This window comes from Pseudomonas sp. GXZC (assembly GCF_026967615.1).
GTDB lineage: Bacteria > Pseudomonadota > Gammaproteobacteria > Pseudomonadales > Pseudomonadaceae > Aquipseudomonas > Aquipseudomonas azotoformans_A.
On record NZ_CP114115.1, the window covers coordinates 2241904 to 2257928 of the forward strand.

The window sequence follows — 16025 nt, forward strand, 5'->3', positions numbered from 1 at the left end:
GGTCATGCAGTTATAGAGCATGCTGGCACTTCGGTGTTCCGCGTTTTTTGCCGGATGAACCCAGGCAGCGTGAGCAAGGTCTACCCGTATCAGCCCTTATCGAGGTTTTATCGTGCCCTGGACCCGCCTGACGCTGGCCCTGTTGCTCACCGCCAGTAGCGTTGCTGCGCAGGCCCGTGACTATGCCTACAGCGATGCGCACCTGCATTACGTGGATTTCTTTCAGGAAACCGCCGGCATGGACAAACTGCTCACGGCCATGGCGGAAAATCGCATTGAGCATGTGATGATTTCCGGCATCCCGGTCGCCAAGAAATGGCACGAAGACGAACCCAAGCGGCCGCGTTACTACGCCGGTGATGACGCCGATGCCTACTGGTACAGCGCCACTGACGTGATCGTCGCCGCAGCGCTCAACAAGCTGACCCCCGAGCAACGCCGCCACTTCCATCCGTTCCTGTCCGGCTTCAACCCCAACGACAAGAACTCGGATGCCCACATCCAGCGCGTGCTCGACCTCAACCCAGGGCTGTGGCAGGGCATTGGCGAGGTCTTTACGCGTCATGACGACCTCACGGCCATCACTGCCGGCGACACCCCGCGCGCCAATAACGAAGCCATGACCCGCATCTATCACCTGGCGGCGGAAAACGACCTGCCGGTGATGCTGCACTCCAATATCACCTCCAAGCGTGAGCGCAACCCACTGTACCTCGCCGAAGTGGAGGAGCCGCTGCGCAATCATCCGCACACACGCTTCATCTGGGCCCATGCCGGCACCAGCAAGGAAATTCATCGTCATCAGGTGCAGATGGACTTTTTGCTGCCGACCTTGAGTCGCCTGCTGGAGGCCTATCCCAACCTATACATCGACCTGTCCTGGAGCATGCTCACGCCGTATCTGCTGGATGATGCCGGCCAGCCTCGCCCCGAGTGGGTAGCGCTGGTGGCACGCTTCCCTGAGCGGTTTATGTTGGGTTCGGACGTAGTAGGGCGTTTCAACAAGTTGGGAAAGAAAATGCGTAGCTTCGATCCCTTTTTGGATGCCTTGCCGGAGGCCGTCGCCCGAAAAGTGGCGCGGGACAACTTCCTGGCCATCCTGCCTAAAGCTACCCGCGATGGAGTGGCGCGTTGATATCGCGTTTTCGTCTTACGCAAAGGCGCTCATAGGCCGATACCTTTCAAGAGCCAGCTGCAAATGGATGCAGCGCATTTGGAAGGAGCCAAGGCATGAGTATCAGAAGTCTGAATATCGCCCCGCGCGCAGGCCTGGGGTTTGGCCTATTGGCGTTGATGGTATTTGCCCTGGGCGGTTTCGCCTTGTTGCAGATGGCCAATATGCGCCAGCAGTCGGACCAAGTGGAAAACAACTGGCTGCCCAGCGTAATGGCCGTGGGGGAGATGAGCCAGGACCTGTTGCGCATCCGGGCGCTGACCTTGCGCCTGCTGGTCAACCGCGATCCCCAGGCGCTGGCACAGAACGAGCAAAAACTCAGCGACCTTAAAAACGGCCTGCACCATGCGCAGACGCTTTATGAAGCGCTGATCGTGCTGCCCGAGGAGCGCACGCTGTTTGATCGCTTCAAGGCCCAGGAGCAGCAGTACCTGCAACGTCAGGAGCAGGTCGTAGGGTTTTCCAAGGCCAATCAGCTGGAAGACGCGATCCGAGTGGTCAACGGTGAGATGAACCAGCTTGCCGACGAGATGGCCACGACCCTGCACGATCTGGTCAACCTCAACAAAGCCAATGCCAATCAGGCTGCCAGCCTGGCACAAAGTGTGTTCAGCCAGTCGCGCAGTTGGGTGATCGGCATGATCGTGCTCACCGCACTGATCACCATCGTCCTGGCAGTATGGCTGACGCGCAGCATCGTGTTGCCCCTGGCCCAGTCGCTGAAAGTCGCCCAGGGCGTGGCCAGTGGCGATCTGACCGGCGAGATCCATGTGAGTGGCAACGATGAGCCGGCGCGCCTGCAGCAGGCGCTCAAGGGCATGCAGGACAACCTGCGCGACACCATCCGGCGTATTGCCGAATCGTCGAACCAGCTGGCGTCCGCCTCGGAGGAGCTCAGTTGCGTGACTGAAGATGCCACTCGCGGCCTGCACCAGCAGAATCAGGAAATCGAGCAGGCCGCCACGGCGGTTAACCAGATGACGGCGGCAGTGGAGGAGGTGGCAAGCAACGCGGTGGCCACGTCTCAGGCTTCACGCGAGTCCGACCGCATTGCCCAGCATGGGCGTGAGCAGGTGCATCAGACCGTGGTGTCAATCGAGGCGCTGGCCACCGATGTCACCGACAACGTGACCCAGGTCGAGGACTTGGCGCAGAAGGTGTATGGCATCAGTAAGGTGCTGGACGTGATTCGCTCGATTGCCGAGCAGACCAACCTGCTGGCGTTGAACGCGGCGATTGAAGCGGCGCGCGCCGGGGATGCCGGACGTGGGTTTGCGGTAGTAGCCGACGAAGTGCGGGCTTTGGCTCATCACACCCAGCAGTCGACCCAGGAAATCGAGCAGATGATCAGCGGGATTCAACAGGGCACCGATCAGGCGGTCAGCTCGATGCAGCAAAGTAATACGCGAGCACGCTCGACTTTGGATATCGCCAAATCGGCGGGCACGGCACTGGAGGAAATCGCCTCGGCGTTCACCTTGATCAACGAGCGCAACCTGGTGATCGCCAGCGCGTCAGAGCAGCAGGCGGCGGTGGCGCGGGAGGTGGATCGTAATTTGATGAACATCCGCGACCTGGCGCATCAGACGTCCACGGGGGCGAACCAGACCAGTGCGGCGAGCCAGGAATTGTCGCGGTTGGCGGTGGACCTGAACACGATGGTGGCGCGGTTTTCGGTGTAACCGCTTTGTGTGGCGAGGGAGCTTGCTCCCGTTCGACTGCGCAGCAGTCGCCGGGGCCGCTTCGCAGCCCAACGGGAGCAAGCTCCCTCGCCACAGGGTTGGCAATTGCCCACAAAAAAGCCCCGAACCAGTCGGGGCTTTTTCAGGTGATCAACCTACAGGGCTTACTTGCCCTGCCAGCGTTTCAGCACCAGGGTAGCGTTAGTGCCACCAAAGCCGAAGCTGTTGCTCATCACGGTGTCGATTTTCGCATTCTCAACGGTCTTGGTCAGGATCGGCATGTCAGCCACCACCGGATCAATCTCGTCGATGTTGGCCGAGCCGGCCATGAAGTTGCCTTCCATCATCAGCAGGCAGTAGATCGCTTCATGCACGCCAGCGGCGCCCAGGGAGTGACCGGACAGGCTCTTGGTAGAGCTGATGGCCGGAGCCTTGTCGCCGAATACCGCACGCACGCCTTCCATTTCCTTGGCGTCGCCGACCGGAGTCGAGGTGCCGTGGGTGTTCAGGTAGTCGATTGGGGTATCTACCGTGGACATGGCCATCTGCATGCAACGGATGGCGCCTTCACCGCTTGGGGCAACCATGTCGTAGCCGTCGGAAGTGGCGCCGTAGCCGACGATTTCCGCGTAGATTTTGGCGCCACGGGCCAGAGCGTGTTCCAGCTCCTCGACCACCACCATGCCGCCACCGCCGGCGATGACGAAACCGTCACGCTTGGCGTCGTAGGCGCGGGAGGCCTTTTCCGGGGTTTCGTTGTACTGGGTGGACAGTGCGCCCATGGCGTCGAACAGGAACGACTGGCTCCAATGTTCTTCTTCACCGCCGCCGGCGAACACGATGTCCTGCTTGCCCAGCTGGATCTGCTCAACCGCAGTACCGATGCAATGTGCACTGGTGGCGCAGGCCGAGGAGATCGAGTAGTTAACGCCCTTGATCTGGAACGGCGTGGCCAGGCAGGCGGAAACGGTGCTGCCCATGGTCCGCGTGACACGGTACGGGCCAACGCGCTTCACGCCTTTTTCGCGCAGGATGTCCAGCGCTTCCATCTGGTTCAGGGTCGATGCGCCGCCCGAACCGGCGATCAGGCCGGTGCGTACGTTCGAGACCTGGTCTTCGCTCAGGCCGGAGTCGGCGATTGCGTCTTTCATGGCCAGGTAGGCGTAAGCGGCAGCGTGGCCGACGAAGCGATAGATCTTGCGATCGATCAGTTCTTCGAGGGGCAGGTCGATGGAGCCGGAAACCTGGCTACGCAGACCCATTTCGGCATATTCCGGGTTGAAGCGGATGCCAGGGCGACTTGCACGCAGGTTAGCGGTGACGGTCTCTTTGTCATTGCCCAGGCAAGAAACAATGCCCAGACCAGTGATAACGACGCGGCGCATGCGGATAACCCTTAAAAGTTGTCAGTGGATGTGAATACGCCGACCCGAAGGCCTTCGGCAGTATAGATCTCGCGACCGTCGACGCTCACCGAACCATCGGCGATGGCCAGGTTCAGCTTGCCCTTGAGGACGCGCTTGATTTGAATGTTGTAGGTGACTTTCTTGGCGGTCGGCAGGACCTGGCCAAAGAACTTCACTTCTCCCGAACCCAGGGCGCGACCGCGGCCCGGCAAGCCTTGCCAGCCGAGGAAGAAACCGACCAACTGCCACATGGCGTCAAGGCCCAGGCAGCCTGGCATGACAGGATCGCCTTCGAAATGGCAGGCAAAGAACCACAGGTCCGGGGTGATATCCAGCTCGGCGACCAATTCACCTTTGCCGTACTTGCCACCCTCTTCGCTGATATGGGTGATGCGATCCACCATCAGCATATTCGGGGCGGGCAGTTGCGCGTTACCTGGGCCGAACAGCTCACCGCGACTGCAGCGCAGCAGGTCTTCCCGAGTAAAGGCGTTTTGTTTGGTCATGCGAGCTCCTCAATAATCCCATGCGGCAGGGTAGGGTAAATCTTCCCGAACCGAATGAAGCGTTCATGCCTCATGTCGGCAGCCTACACATAGACTATTGCGTTGTAGTGAAAGTCACAGCGGTAAGGTACTGAATGTACACTTGTTCACTGAAATTTTAAACCGGGCCTGTTTATCGGCCCGTTCGGGTGCCTAAGACTGCCGCACTTTCGTCTTTCACGCCAGTCAGACTTGGCTGATGGCGCGGCGCTATTGCACCCAGCGCTGTAGGATTTGCTGCAAATCCGTGCGTTTGAACGGCTTGGCCAGGTAATCGTTCATTCCCGCTGCCAGGCAGGCTTCACGGTCGCCCTGCAAGGCATTGGCGGTCAGGGCGATGATCGGCAAGTCGGCGCAGCCCGGCAACTGACGAATCTGCCGGGTGGCTTCGTAGCCGTCGATCAATGGCAGCCGGCAATCCATCAGGATTGCCGTGAAAATCAGGCTCTCGGCGCTGCGAATCGCTTCGGCACCGTCGGTGGCCAGGCTCACTTCAAACCCCAGGCTGCGCAGCATGGCTTCGACCACGGTGCGGTTGACCGGGTTGTCTTCCACCAGCAGCACATGGCGACCATCGCCCGCGCTGGCTTTGCCGTCGGCGTCGCTGGCAATCGCCGGCACACTGTGCTGGTCGATGGCCAGGGGAATTTCCAGGGTGAACACCGAACCGCGGCCTTCCTCGCTCTGGGCGCGCAGGGTGCCACCCATGCGTTCGGCCAAGGTACGGGCGATGGGCAGGCCCAGGCCGGTGCCGCCGTAACGTCTTGAAATGGAACTGTCGGCCTGTTGGAACGCGTCGAACATCGCCTCCAGGCGTTCGGCGGAAATGCCGATGCCACTGTCGCGCACGGTGCAGGTGAACCACACCAGTTCATGGTCGAGGGTCTGCCAATGGGGCTCGACGCTGACGCTGCCGTGCTCGGTGAACTTCAAGGCGTTGCCGATCAGGTTCACCAGGATCTGGCGGATCCGCGTCGGGTCACCCTGCACGTGCAAGGCGTCCATCCCCAGCGGGATCGCCAGTTGCAGCGCCAGCCCACGTTGCTGGGCGCTGTGCTGGAAGGCCTGGGCGCAGCTGTTGATCAGGTCCGCCAGGTTGAACGGAATATGCTCAAGTTCCAGGGCGGCGCGTTCGATCCGCGAGAAGTCGAGGATGTCGTTGATGACCTTGAGCAAATGCTCGGTGGACTCCGACGCCAGCGCCGCGTATTCGGTCTGTTCCTCGGTCATCTCGGTGGTTTCCAGCAACTGCAACATACCCAGCACGCCGTTCATGGGCGTGCGCAGTTCATGGCTCATCATCGCCAGGAAGTCCGACTTGGCGTTGTTGGCGCGCTCGGCCTCTTCGCGGGTCTGGATCAACTGGGCCATGGCCTGTTGCTGTTCGCGACTGGCCTGGTTGAGGCCCTCGGCAAGGTTGTTGATATGCCGCGACAGGTCGCCCAGCTCCGAGTCATCCACAATCGGCAGTTGCGTCTGGTAGTCGCCTTGCTGGATCGCCTTCACCGCATGGCCCATGGCGCTGATCGGCTGCGACAGGCTGGCGGCCAGGCGCCGTGCCAGCAGGAAGGTAAACAGCAGGGCGAACAGCGCGAGGATACCGGCCTTGAACAGGATCTCCTGTTGGCGCTGGCTGAACGCGTCGTTGGACATGCCGACGATCACCCGGCCCAGGTAGTCCGCGCGCGGGGCCTTGGGTTCATTGAGGTTGTCCTGAAAAAAATCATTGCCCAGCTGGATATGTTGCAGGCGGATCGGCGCCTGGAACACTTTCACCGACAGCGAACGGTCGTGCTTCTCCGACGGTTGCTCGACATACACCAGAATGTTTTCGCTGCTGTCCTGGATCTCCAGGAAACGCACATGGGGCGTGGCCAACGTGGCGCGCAACAGGCTGTCGAGCACGTCATTGTTGCCGGAAATCACTCCGTACTCGGTGGCGGGTGCCAATTGGTTGGCGATCAGTTGGCCGGTGTGGTCCAGTTCCTGGCGCAAATCCTGGATACGCACGAAGGTGAAGAAACTGATCAACAGCAACGTCAGCAACAGCGCCGGGCCCAAGGTGATGAGCTGGGTTCGCGTGTTGATGTCCCAACGACGACGCAAGGTCATGGGCGTTTTTCTCCTTCGGCCAATCGGGCGCCGACACTGGCTTCGTCCACCTGTTCGATCCCCAGTGAGCGCGCGACTTGCGGGTTGCCCACGACTTTGAAGCGTTCCGGGTACAGCGAGCGCGGCCAGTTGGCCGGCGAGTGGTCGAGCAGGCGGTCGAGCACGGCCAGCCAGTCGGCCTGGTCGCTGTAGGTGCTGGCCAGGCTGCCGGCCCGCACAAAGCCTGCGTTCGGGCCTATCAGCGGCAATTGCTGGGCGTAACTGCTCAGCAACAGGTTCTTCGCGGTTTTCGGGTTGTACAACTGCGGGTCGTCGAGGCCGAGCAGCACGTCACTGTTGCGGAACAGGGTCTGCAGCGGCCGACTGTCATTAATGTTGTCCCACAGCTGCGGCACGATCTCCAGGCCCAGCGGCGCGGCATGCTGGCGCAGTTCGGGCAGCAGGAATTCACTGTCGGCGCCATAGAGCACGCCGATGCGCCGCGCCTGCGGCAGGATGCCCGCGATCAGGCGCAGTTGGCGATCCAGCGGCGGGTCGCTCCACAGCAGGCTGATGCGTGGGTGCGGCATGCTGCCCAGGCGCTGATGGGCTTGCAGGCGGCTGATGCGCAGCACCAGGGTTGGCGGGCCCTGAGGTTCTTGCAGGCGCCAGTCGAGGCCGGGCAGGTCCAGCAAAATCAGACGGGTGTTGGCCGGCAGTCGACCGGGTGCCGGCAAATCTTTGAGGGCGGTGAAGGTGACACGGTCTTCAGGGCGTTGCTGGGCCAGGGCCTGGGCAAAGGCTTGCACACCGGCGCCGTCTTCGGCGGCGGTCAGCAGGATGTCGGCGCTCCACGCCGGCACCGCCAACAGCAGGCACGCGAGCAGCACGGCACGCCGCCAGAGCCGAGTGATCAACACGCCAGTCATCCGTGACGAGTCGCCCATGTCAGAACTCTAACTCGGCGCTGAAGTAGAGCACGTGGCGATGGTCATAATTGTTGTCGGCCCAGGTGGTGGGCTGGTTGTCGAGGCGTTCTTGCAACATGCCGGCCAGCTCCACGTTGGCTTTGCCCAGGGCAATGCGCTTGGCCACCCGCAGGTCGACCCGTTCGAAGCGATATTGGTTGAGTGCGTCATCGCCATAGTAGAACAGCGCGCTGGACCAGCCCTGGCCCCACTCACGCAACCAGCCGGCGGAGCCACTGTTGCGCGCGGTCTGTGCTTTGTCCAGCGGGTTGCTGCTGCTGGCATCGACGTAAGCATAGGTGAGCCGCAGGCGGTCGACGTTGCTCACGCGCCAGTCGAACTGCGATTCGGCGCCGGTGAACCGTGAGCTGTTGGCGTTGCTGGCAATGTACTGGTTATTGCGCAGCGGCGAGCTGATCATGTCGGTGATCTCGTCGTAAAACAGTTTCACGTCCATGTTCAGCCCGATGTCGGCAAAGAAGCCGTTGTACCCCAGTTCCCGTGACTTCATCATCTCTTTATCGAGGTTGCCCGGGCCCCGGGTCTTTACGAAGTATTGCCCGGTGGTCTGTCCGTAGGCCGGGGAGCTGAGGTTGGTGACGCGATAACTCCAGTTGACGTTGTTCTCGAACATGTCCGGCGAGCGGATCGCCTCGGAGTACACCGCGCGCAGGCCGTGGCGCGGGTTGATCAGGTAGTTGACCGCCACCCGTGGCGTCAGCGAGTTGCCGCTCAGGTGGGTGTCTTCATACATGGCGCCGCCTTGCAGCAGCCAATGCTCGCTCGCGCGCCATTCCAACTGGCCGAACAGGCGCCAGGTGGTGTCGTCCAGGGTGCCGTTGAAGTAGGTGTCGGAGTCAGCACGGTCATAGCGATAATTCATACCGCTGACCAGGCGCAGGCTGTCGGACAGGCTGAGGGTGTCCTGAATCTCCAGGTCGTAGCGGCTCTCGCGGGTGCTCTGGTCGATGTCGCCGCAGACGCTTTGGCTGGCACCGTCGCGCCACTGTTGCAGCACCTGGTTGGCTAACGCTTGTTCGGCGGCGCTGCCCGGTGGTGCGCTGCCTTGGCTGTAGGTGTCCATGTGCCGGGCCAGCAGTTCGGCGTAGTTGGGGTTCATTTGCCACAACTGGGTCAGCTCGGGGCTGAACGAGACCTTGGCGTCACAGGCTTTCCAGACTTGCTGGCGGTCCCATTGCTGGGCCGAGCCCTGGATATACAGGCTGTGCTCAGGGTTGAAGTCGAAGTTCCAGCGCAGGGAGCCAGCATAGTCCTTGGCGGTGACGTCAGAATTGTTACCGCCTTCGGTAATCCCGGCAAAGACAGGGCTGTAGGTATACGGCCGCTGGTTGGTGCCTTCCTTTGCGTCCAGTTGCACGTCGATGCTTTGCTGCGTGTTCAGCGTCTGGCTGATCGCCAGGCTGAAGCGGCTGAGGCGGCGACTGTCGCGGCGGTCGGCGCCAGACGCATCGCTGTCGAAGCCGTCGTCTTGCTGCCCGGACAGGGACAGGCGCAAGTCGCCGGTTTCCCAGCCCGCGCCCTGGCTGGCATAAAAGTCGTTGATACCGCGTTCGCCACGCACCACTTTTACCCGCGTACCGTGGCTGTTGGCCGGCGAGCGCGTAAGAATGTTCACCACCGCCATCAAGGCATTGGCGCCGTAGCTGACGGTATTGGGGCCACGGAACACTTCAATGCGCTCGATATCCTCCATGGCCACCGGAATGTCGCTCCAGTCCACGGTGGCCAGGCCCGCGCGGTACACCGAGCGGCCGTCGATCAACACCTGCATGCGCCGCGCGTCGCTGGCGCTGGTGCCGTGGTAGTTCACCGCCGCCTGGTTGCCGGTGGTGTAACCGACCATCATCCCCGGCACCAGGCGCAGCAACTCACTGATGTCCCGCGCGCCGCTGGCCTTGATCAACTCGCTGTCGATCACGGTCATGCTGCCCGGTACAGCGGCGGCCGACTGTTTGAGGCGCGTGGCCGTCAATACCTGGGGCAGCGGCTGGCTGTCGAGGAACAGGTCGTCGGCCAGCGTCGGTGCGCTGCACAACAACATCAACCAGAGGGATGAGCGAGGAGGAGGGCCCAAATACACGGCACGGCCTTGATAATTGCGGATAGCCGCCCATGTTAACTGAGGTGGGGCCTTTTGCCAGTCGTCGGACTTGCAATTGCTTCATGAAAATGTGGCATTTTCCGACAAACGCACGAATTGATGCGGGGGCTGGCCGCCAGCGGGTCGGCCCGTATAATGCCGCCATCGCCACTGGTATGGATTAACGGATTGCATATGACTGAACAGCGCCCTATTGCGGTCCTGGGAGGCGGAAGTTTTGGTACCGCCGTGGCAAACCTGCTGGCCGAGAACGGCCACGCTGTGCGCCAGTGGATGCGCGACCCCGAACAGGCCGAGGCCATTCGGGTGCACCGGGAAAATCCGCGTTACCTCAAAGGCATCAAGATTCATCCGGCGGTCGAGCCGGTCACCGACTTGCTGGAAACCCTCACGGCGTGCGACCTGTGCTTCGTCGCGCTGCCCTCCAGCGCCTTGCGCTCGGTGCTGGCGCCCCACGCCGAGCGTCTGGCCGGCAAGCTGCTGGTCAGCCTGACCAAGGGCATCGAGGCGCAGACCTTCAAGCTGATGAGCGAAATCCTCGAAGAAATCGCTCCCCAGGCGCGCATTGGCGTGCTATCCGGGCCGAACCTGGCACGGGAAGTGGCCGAACACGCGCTGACCGCCACGGTGGTCGCCAGTGAAGATGAGGCACTCTGCGAACGCGTCCAGGCCGTGCTGCATGGCCGTACCTTCCGCGTTTACGCCAGCAGCGACCGTTTTGGCGTCGAGCTCGGCGGTGCGCTGAAAAACGTCTACGCGATCATCGCCGGCATGGCCGTGGCGCTGGGCATGGGCGAAAACACCAAGAGCATGCTGATCACCCGCGCCCTGGCCGAGATGACCCGCTTTGCGGTGAACCAGGGCGCCAACCCGATGACCTTCCTGGGGCTGGCGGGCGTGGGCGACTTGATCGTCACCTGTTCCTCGCCGAAAAGCCGCAATTACCAGGTCGGGTTTGCCCTCGGCCAGGGCCTGAGCCTGGAAGACGCAGTGACCCGCCTGGGCGAAGTCGCCGAAGGGGTCAACACCCTCAAGGTGCTCAAGGCCAAGGCCCAGGAAGTCGGCGTGTATATGCCGCTGGTCGCCGGGTTGCACGCGATCCTGTTTGAAGGGCGCACCTTGAACCAGGTCATCGAGTTGCTGATGCGTGCCGAGCCCAAGACCGATGTCGACTTTATTTCCACCAGTGGTTTCAACTGAGGAACGCGTCATGAACGATCCGAAAGCAGCCCCCAAGTACGAATCCATTGCCCTGCGCATCCTGTGGATGCTGGTGTTTGCCCTGGTGTGGCAAGTGGCGCAGTTCCTGCTCGGCGCGCTGGTGGTGGTGCAACTGATCTACCGTCTGGTCTACGGCGCCCCGAACCTGGGCCTGATGAACTTTGGCGACAGCCTCAGCCAGTTCCTTGCGCAGATCGGCCGCTTCGGCAGCTTCCACACTGAGCAGAAACCGTGGCCGTTCGCCGACTGGCCGACTCCGCGCGCACCCGAGGGCGAAGCCGCCCACAGCGTGCCGCCAGCGCCGCACCCGGTGCGTGATGAAGAGCCGAAACTGTGAAGCTGTGGATCCTGCGCCACGGCGAGGCCGAAGGGCACGCGCGCACCGATGCCGAACGCAACCTTACCGAGCATGGCCGTGGCGAAGTGTTGCGCAGTGCTGCGCACCTGATCGGCCAGCCCCTCAGCGCGATCATCGCCAGCCCCTATGTGCGGGCGCAGCAGACCGCACACCTGGTGCGTGAAGCGCTGGGCTTCGAGCCGGAGATCCGCACCGTGCCGTGGCTGACCCCCGAGGGCAACCCGTTGCAGGTGCTGGAACAGCTCGACACCGATGACAATGTGTTGCTGGTCAGCCACCAGCCGTTGGTGGGCAGCCTGATCAGCTTTCTGCAGCACGGTCACCAGCGCCAGCCGGAGCCGATGCACACCGCCAGCCTGGCGGAACTGGAAGGGGATTTCCCGCTGGCGGGGCTGATGAGCCTGGTCAGCGTGAAGAATCCGTAGGCTTTATCGCGGCTTTGTGTGTGCTATATAGTCAACCAAGCAAGTGCTTGGTTGGCTATCGTCGGACCACAAAGGAGCGCGTCCCATGCCCGTCGCTTTTCGTTTGCCGTTGCAGGTCTTCTTCGAACGTGAAGCGCGACATCCGCGCCAAACCTTTCTGGTGCAGCCGGTGGGGGGTGGTCAGGTGCAAAGCCTCACCTGGGGCGATGTCGGCCACCAGGCGCGCTGCGCCGCGCAGTGGTTGCGCGCCCGGGAGATGCCCCAGGGCTCGCACATTGCGCTGATCTCAAAAAACTGCGCGCACTGGATCATCGCCGACCTGGCGATCTGGATGGCCGGGCATGTCTCGGTGCCGCTGTACCCCAACCTTACCGCCGACTCTGTCGCCCATGTGCTGACTCATTCCGAGGCAGCGCTGGTGTTTATCGGCAAGCTTGATGACTGGCCGGCCATGGCGCCCGGCGTGCCTGCGGATGTGCCGACCATCAGCCTGCCGTTATGCCCAGCGGGCGAATTCGATTTCAGTTGGGCCGACCTGCAAGCCTGTGCACCGATCCAGGATGACCCGGCGCCGGTCGCCTCGGACCTGGCGACCATCATTTATACCTCCGGCACTACCGGCCTGCCCAAAGGCGTGATGCACAGCTTCGGCGCGCTGGGGTTCGCCGCCAGCCGTGGTACCGAATTGTTTGGCTTGGGCGAGGGCGACCGATTGCTGTCTTACCTGCCGCTGTGCCATGTGGCGGAACGGATGTTTGTGGAAATGGCCTCGATCTACACCGGGCAAACGGTATTTTTCGCCGAAAGCCTGGAAACCTTTCTGACAGACCTGCGTAGGGCGCGTCCGACCGCGCTGTTTGGCGTACCGCGCATCTGGACCAAATTCCAGCTGGGCGTCTACGCCAAAATCCCCGCGAAACGCCTGGACACCTTGCTGCGCCTGCCCTTCATCGGCAAACACGTGGGCCACAAGGTGCTCGCCGGCCTGGGCCTCGACGCGTTGCGTATCGCGCTTTCGGGAGCGGCGCCTGTGCCTGAGGCGTTGCTGCGCTGGTATCAACGCCTGGGCCTGGATGTGCTTGAGGTGTATGGCATGACCGAAAGTTGCGGCTACTCCCATGTCTGCCGCCCCGGCCAGCAGACCCTCGGCTGGATCGGCTTGCCGTGTCCTGGTGTGGAAGTGCGCATCGACCCAGCGGGGGAGGTGCAGGTGCGCAGCGGCGCGACCATGCTCGGCTACTTCAAGGACCCGCAGAAAACTGCCGAAACCGTCACCGCCGACGGCTTCCTGCGCACGGGCGACAAAGGCGAGCAGGACGCCGAGGGGCGTTTGCGCCTGACCGGCCGACTCAAGGAAATCTTCAAGACCAGCAAAGGCAAATACGTGGCGCCGGCGCCGATTGAAAACCGCCTGGCCGAGCATGCGCGTATCGAGCAGGTGTGCGTGGTGGGCGAGGGACTGATCGCGTCGATAGGCTTGTGCGTGTTGTCGGCGGGTGGGGACGACTTGCCAGCCCTGCGTGCCAGCCTGGAGCGCTGGTTGGAACAGGTCAACCAGGCGCTGGATAAGCATGAACGCCTGCGCCAATTGGTGGTGGTCAAAGACAACTGGGCGGTGGAAAACGGCTTTCTGACGCCGACCTTGAAGATCAAGCGCAACGTGATCGAATCGACTTACGGTGCACATTTCCAAACCTGGAGCGAGCGTTCCGAAACGGTTCTGTGGCAGGATTAGGGCTGTAATAAAACCAATAAGGACAATTTAAATGAGCCTATGGCGCACCCAACCGAATATCGACCAACTCAACGCGATCCAGAAAAACACCATCGGTGAACGGCTGGACATCCGTTTTGAAAGCTTCGACGACGATTCCCTGACCGCGAGCATGGCGGTCGATCATCGCACCCATCAGCCCTACGGCTTGCTGCATGGCGGCGCCTCGGTGGTGTTGGCCGAGAGCGTTGGCTCCATGGCGGCCTACTTGTGCATCGACCCGAGCAAGTTTTATTGCGTGGGCCTGGAGGTCAACGCCAACCACCTGCGCGGTGTGCGCAGCGGGCGGGTGACGGCGGTGGCCAAGGCTGTGCATATTGGCCGCACGACTCAGGTCTGGGACATCCGCCTGACCAACGATGAGGGCAAGGCCAGTTGCGTGTCGCGCCTGACCATGGCCGTGGTGCCGCTGGGCGAGAACCCACCGGCGCGATAGGCGTGGCGTGAGTGTCATCATTCCTGGCAGTTACAGTCATTGCTGTGCAGGCTGGGCATGGTGACAATCAATCTCTGTTTTTGTAGATGGATCCGGTATGTCGCAGCACGTGTTTTTTGCCCACGCCAATGGCTTTCCCTCGGCCACCTACGGCAAGTTGTTCGCCGCCCTGGCCCCGGAATATGCGGTGGCTCACCTGCCGCAGCACGGTCACGACCCGAGGTTTCCGGTGGACGACAACTGGCAGAACCTGGTGGACGAACTGATCCACCACCTGGAACAGCAACCGGAACCGGTGTGGGGCGTGGGCCATTCCCTCGGCGGCGTGTTGCACCTGCACGCGGCCATGCGTTGCCCGCAGTTGTATCGCGGGGTGGTGATGCTGGATTCGCCGGTGCTGACCCGCGCCGACCGTTGGGTGATCCGCGCGGCCAAGCGTTTCGGGTTTATCGACCGCCTGACCCCGGCCGGGCGCACCCTGGGCCGTCGAGAAGAGTTCAGCGACCTGGACGCCGCGCGCAGCTACTTCGCCGGCAAGACCCTGTTCCGTGGCTTTGACCCCGAATGCTTCGACGCCTACCTGCAACACGGCCTGCTGCAAGTGGGCGATCGCCTGCGTCTGCGCTTCGACCCGGCCACTGAAATCAGCATCTACCGTGGCGTGCCTCATACCAGCCCCGGCCAAGTGCGCCAGTTGAAGGTGCCGTTGGCGGTGGTGCGCGGCCGGCAGAGCCGGGTGGTGATGCGTCACCACGCCAGCGGCGTCGGGCGTCTGCCCATGGGCGAAATGCTCACCATGCCCGGCGGCCATATGTTCCCCCTTGAGCGCCCGCAGGACACCGCGACCTTGATCAAGAACCTGTTCTCCCGCTGGGAAGCCCGCGAGCGCAGCTGCGCATGAGCACGCCGGTCGAAGAAGTGCGCCTGAGCCTGCCGCATATCGAACTGGCGGCCCATCTGTTCGGGCCCGAAGACGGCTTGCCGGTGATTGCCCTGCATGGCTGGCTGGACAACGCCAACAGCTTTGCGCGGCTGGCGCCGAAACTTCAGGGCCTGCGCATCGTTGCATTGGATATGGCCGGGCATGGGCATTCGGCGCACCGTCCTACCGGGGCCGGATATGCCTTGTGGGATTACGTCTTTGACGTGCTGCAAGTGGCTGAGCAACTGGGTTGGAAACGTTTTGCATTACTTGGCCATTCCCTCGGTGCCATCGTGTCCCTGGTGCTGGCCGGTGCGTTGCCGGAGCGCGTGACACACCTGGGATTGATCGACGGTGTGATCCCGCCCACCGCCAGCGGCGAGAACGCCGCCGAGCGACTGGGCATGGCCTTGCAGGCGCAGTTGAACCTGCAAGACAAGCGCAAGCCGGTCTACAACACCCTGGATCGAGCGGTCGAGGCTCGCATGAAAGGCGTGGTGGCGGTCAGTCGCGAAGCCGCCGAACTGCTGGCCCAGCGCGGTTTGATGCCGGTGCCGGGCGGTTACACTTGGCGCACAGACAGCCGTCTGACCCTGGCTTCGCCGGTTCGCCTCACTGAGGAACAGGCGATGGCTTTCGTGCGACGCGTGGGTTGTCCTACCCAGTTGGTGGTCGCTGCCGACGGCATGTTGGCGAAACATTCCGAATTGCTTTCCCAGCTGCCCTTTACCGTAACCACGCTGCCAGGCGGCCATCATTTACACCTGAATGATGAGTCCGGCGCGGTCCTTGTTGCAGACTGTTTCAATCGGTTCTTCTCCGCGCCTTGACTTGGGGCGGTCAACTGCCGAGGCTGGGCGGATTGAAAGGGAGTCAACCATGAACAAACTCAACACCGCTG

14 protein-coding genes and 1 pseudogene are annotated in these 16025 nt (G+C 62.2%); 10 read left to right on the forward strand and 5 right to left on the reverse strand.

Annotated features, from left to right (window positions below; genetic code table 11):
- Window positions 1-112 precede the first annotated feature (112 nt).
- From OZ428_RS10740 to OZ428_RS34625, 3 genes and pseudogenes are all read left to right on the forward strand, one after another.
- A complete protein-coding gene (locus tag OZ428_RS10740; RefSeq protein WP_269133341.1) occupies window positions 113-1135 on the forward strand; it encodes an amidohydrolase family protein in 1023 nt (340 codons plus the stop codon).
- Between the two features lie 95 nt (window positions 1136-1230).
- Window positions 1231-2001, forward strand: a pseudogene (locus tag OZ428_RS34620) (MCP four helix bundle domain-containing protein); the annotation flags it as partial.
- Window positions 1993-2856 carry a methyl-accepting chemotaxis protein gene (locus tag OZ428_RS34625; protein ID WP_442964833.1) on the forward strand — a complete coding sequence of 288 codons (864 nt, stop codon included), beginning with the start codon at window positions 1993-1995 and terminating at the stop codon, window positions 2854-2856. The pseudogene OZ428_RS34620 and the gene OZ428_RS34625, both read left to right, overlap by 9 nt.
- 164 nt (window positions 2857-3020) lie before the next feature.
- Here OZ428_RS34625 and fabB read toward each other — a convergent pair whose 3' ends face one another.
- The 5 genes from fabB to OZ428_RS10770 all read right to left on the reverse strand — a co-directional run bounded on the left by fabB (window position 3021) and on the right by OZ428_RS10770 (window position 9967).
- Window positions 3021-4241, reverse strand: coding sequence for a beta-ketoacyl-ACP synthase I (fabB, locus tag OZ428_RS10750; protein ID WP_017134470.1), 1221 nt, complete (start codon window positions 4239-4241; stop codon window positions 3021-3023).
- Window positions 4242-4252: 11 nt separating this feature from the next.
- Window positions 4253-4768: a 3-hydroxyacyl-[acyl-carrier-protein] dehydratase FabA gene (gene fabA / locus OZ428_RS10755; protein WP_010211704.1), complete on the reverse strand. Its 516-nt coding sequence runs from the start codon at window positions 4766-4768 to the stop codon at window positions 4253-4255.
- A gap of 249 nt (window positions 4769-5017) precedes the next feature.
- Window positions 5018-6919, reverse strand: a complete 1902-nt coding sequence (locus OZ428_RS10760; protein ID WP_269133344.1) for an ATP-binding protein — start codon at window positions 6917-6919, stop codon at window positions 5018-5020.
- Window positions 6916-7845: an ABC transporter substrate-binding protein gene (locus OZ428_RS10765; protein ID WP_269133345.1), complete on the reverse strand. Its 930-nt coding sequence runs from the start codon at window positions 7843-7845 to the stop codon at window positions 6916-6918. The genes OZ428_RS10760 and OZ428_RS10765 overlap by 4 nt, the downstream gene beginning before the upstream one ends.
- A gap of 1 nt (window position 7846) precedes the next feature.
- A complete protein-coding gene (locus OZ428_RS10770) occupies window positions 7847-9967 on the reverse strand; it encodes a TonB-dependent receptor plug domain-containing protein (RefSeq protein ID WP_330913399.1) in 2121 nt (706 codons plus the stop codon).
- Between the two features lie 195 nt (window positions 9968-10162).
- On the opposite strand from OZ428_RS10770, the gene OZ428_RS10775 reads away from it, so the two are divergent.
- The 7 genes from OZ428_RS10775 to OZ428_RS10805 all read left to right on the forward strand — a co-directional run bounded on the left by OZ428_RS10775 (window position 10163) and on the right by OZ428_RS10805 (window position 15954).
- Window positions 10163-11188 carry an NAD(P)H-dependent glycerol-3-phosphate dehydrogenase gene (locus OZ428_RS10775; RefSeq protein WP_269133346.1) on the forward strand — a complete coding sequence of 342 codons (1026 nt, stop codon included), beginning with the start codon at window positions 10163-10165 and terminating at the stop codon, window positions 11186-11188.
- A gap of 10 nt (window positions 11189-11198) precedes the next feature.
- A complete protein-coding gene (locus OZ428_RS10780) occupies window positions 11199-11546 on the forward strand; it encodes a DUF4389 domain-containing protein (RefSeq protein WP_017846785.1) in 348 nt (115 codons plus the stop codon).
- Window positions 11543-11992: a phosphohistidine phosphatase SixA gene (gene sixA / locus OZ428_RS10785; RefSeq protein WP_033897647.1), complete on the forward strand. Its 450-nt coding sequence runs from the start codon at window positions 11543-11545 to the stop codon at window positions 11990-11992. The genes OZ428_RS10780 and sixA overlap by 4 nt, the downstream gene beginning before the upstream one ends.
- An 85-nt stretch (window positions 11993-12077) precedes the next feature.
- Window positions 12078-13727 (forward strand): AMP-binding protein, encoded by a 1650-nt coding sequence (locus OZ428_RS10790; protein WP_269133347.1) that lies wholly within the window; start codon window positions 12078-12080, stop codon window positions 13725-13727.
- A 31-nt stretch (window positions 13728-13758) separates the two neighbouring features.
- Entirely contained in the window at window positions 13759-14202 is a 444-nt protein-coding gene (locus OZ428_RS10795) for a hotdog fold thioesterase (RefSeq protein WP_269133348.1), read from the forward strand.
- 97 nt (window positions 14203-14299) lie between these two features.
- On the forward strand, window positions 14300-15103 hold the full coding sequence (locus OZ428_RS10800) for an alpha/beta fold hydrolase (protein WP_033897650.1): 804 nt from the start codon (window positions 14300-14302) through the stop codon (window positions 15101-15103).
- Window positions 15100-15954, forward strand: coding sequence for an alpha/beta hydrolase (locus OZ428_RS10805; protein WP_177113618.1), 855 nt, complete (start codon window positions 15100-15102; stop codon window positions 15952-15954). Before OZ428_RS10800 ends, OZ428_RS10805 begins: the two co-directional genes overlap by 4 nt.
- Window positions 15955-16025 lie beyond the last annotated feature (71 nt).

Excerpts from the sequence above, each read along its gene's own strand:
- OZ428_RS10765 (WP_269133345.1), bottom strand. The coding sequence starts at position 7,845 with ATGGGCGACTCGTCACGGATGACTGGCGTGTTGATCACTCGGCTCTGG.
- OZ428_RS10780 (WP_017846785.1), top strand. The coding sequence starts at position 11,199 with ATGAACGATCCGAAAGCAGCCCCCAAGTACGAATCCATTGCCCTGCGC.
- OZ428_RS10795 (WP_269133348.1), top strand. The coding sequence starts at position 13,759 with ATGAGCCTATGGCGCACCCAACCGAATATCGACCAACTCAACGCGATC.
- OZ428_RS10790 (WP_269133347.1), top strand. The coding sequence starts at position 12,078 with ATGCCCGTCGCTTTTCGTTTGCCGTTGCAGGTCTTCTTCGAACGTGAA.
- OZ428_RS10775 (WP_269133346.1), top strand. The coding sequence starts at position 10,163 with ATGACTGAACAGCGCCCTATTGCGGTCCTGGGAGGCGGAAGTTTTGGT.
- OZ428_RS34625 (WP_442964833.1), top strand. The coding sequence starts at position 1,993 with ATGCAGGACAACCTGCGCGACACCATCCGGCGTATTGCCGAATCGTCG.
- OZ428_RS10800 (WP_033897650.1), top strand. The coding sequence starts at position 14,300 with ATGTCGCAGCACGTGTTTTTTGCCCACGCCAATGGCTTTCCCTCGGCC.
- fabB (WP_017134470.1), bottom strand. The coding sequence starts at position 4,241 with ATGCGCCGCGTCGTTATCACTGGTCTGGGCATTGTTTCTTGCCTGGGC.
- OZ428_RS10805 (WP_177113618.1), top strand. The coding sequence starts at position 15,100 with ATGAGCACGCCGGTCGAAGAAGTGCGCCTGAGCCTGCCGCATATCGAA.
- OZ428_RS10760 (WP_269133344.1), bottom strand. The coding sequence starts at position 6,919 with ATGACCTTGCGTCGTCGTTGGGACATCAACACGCGAACCCAGCTCATC.
- fabA (WP_010211704.1), bottom strand. The coding sequence starts at position 4,768 with ATGACCAAACAAAACGCCTTTACTCGGGAAGACCTGCTGCGCTGCAGT.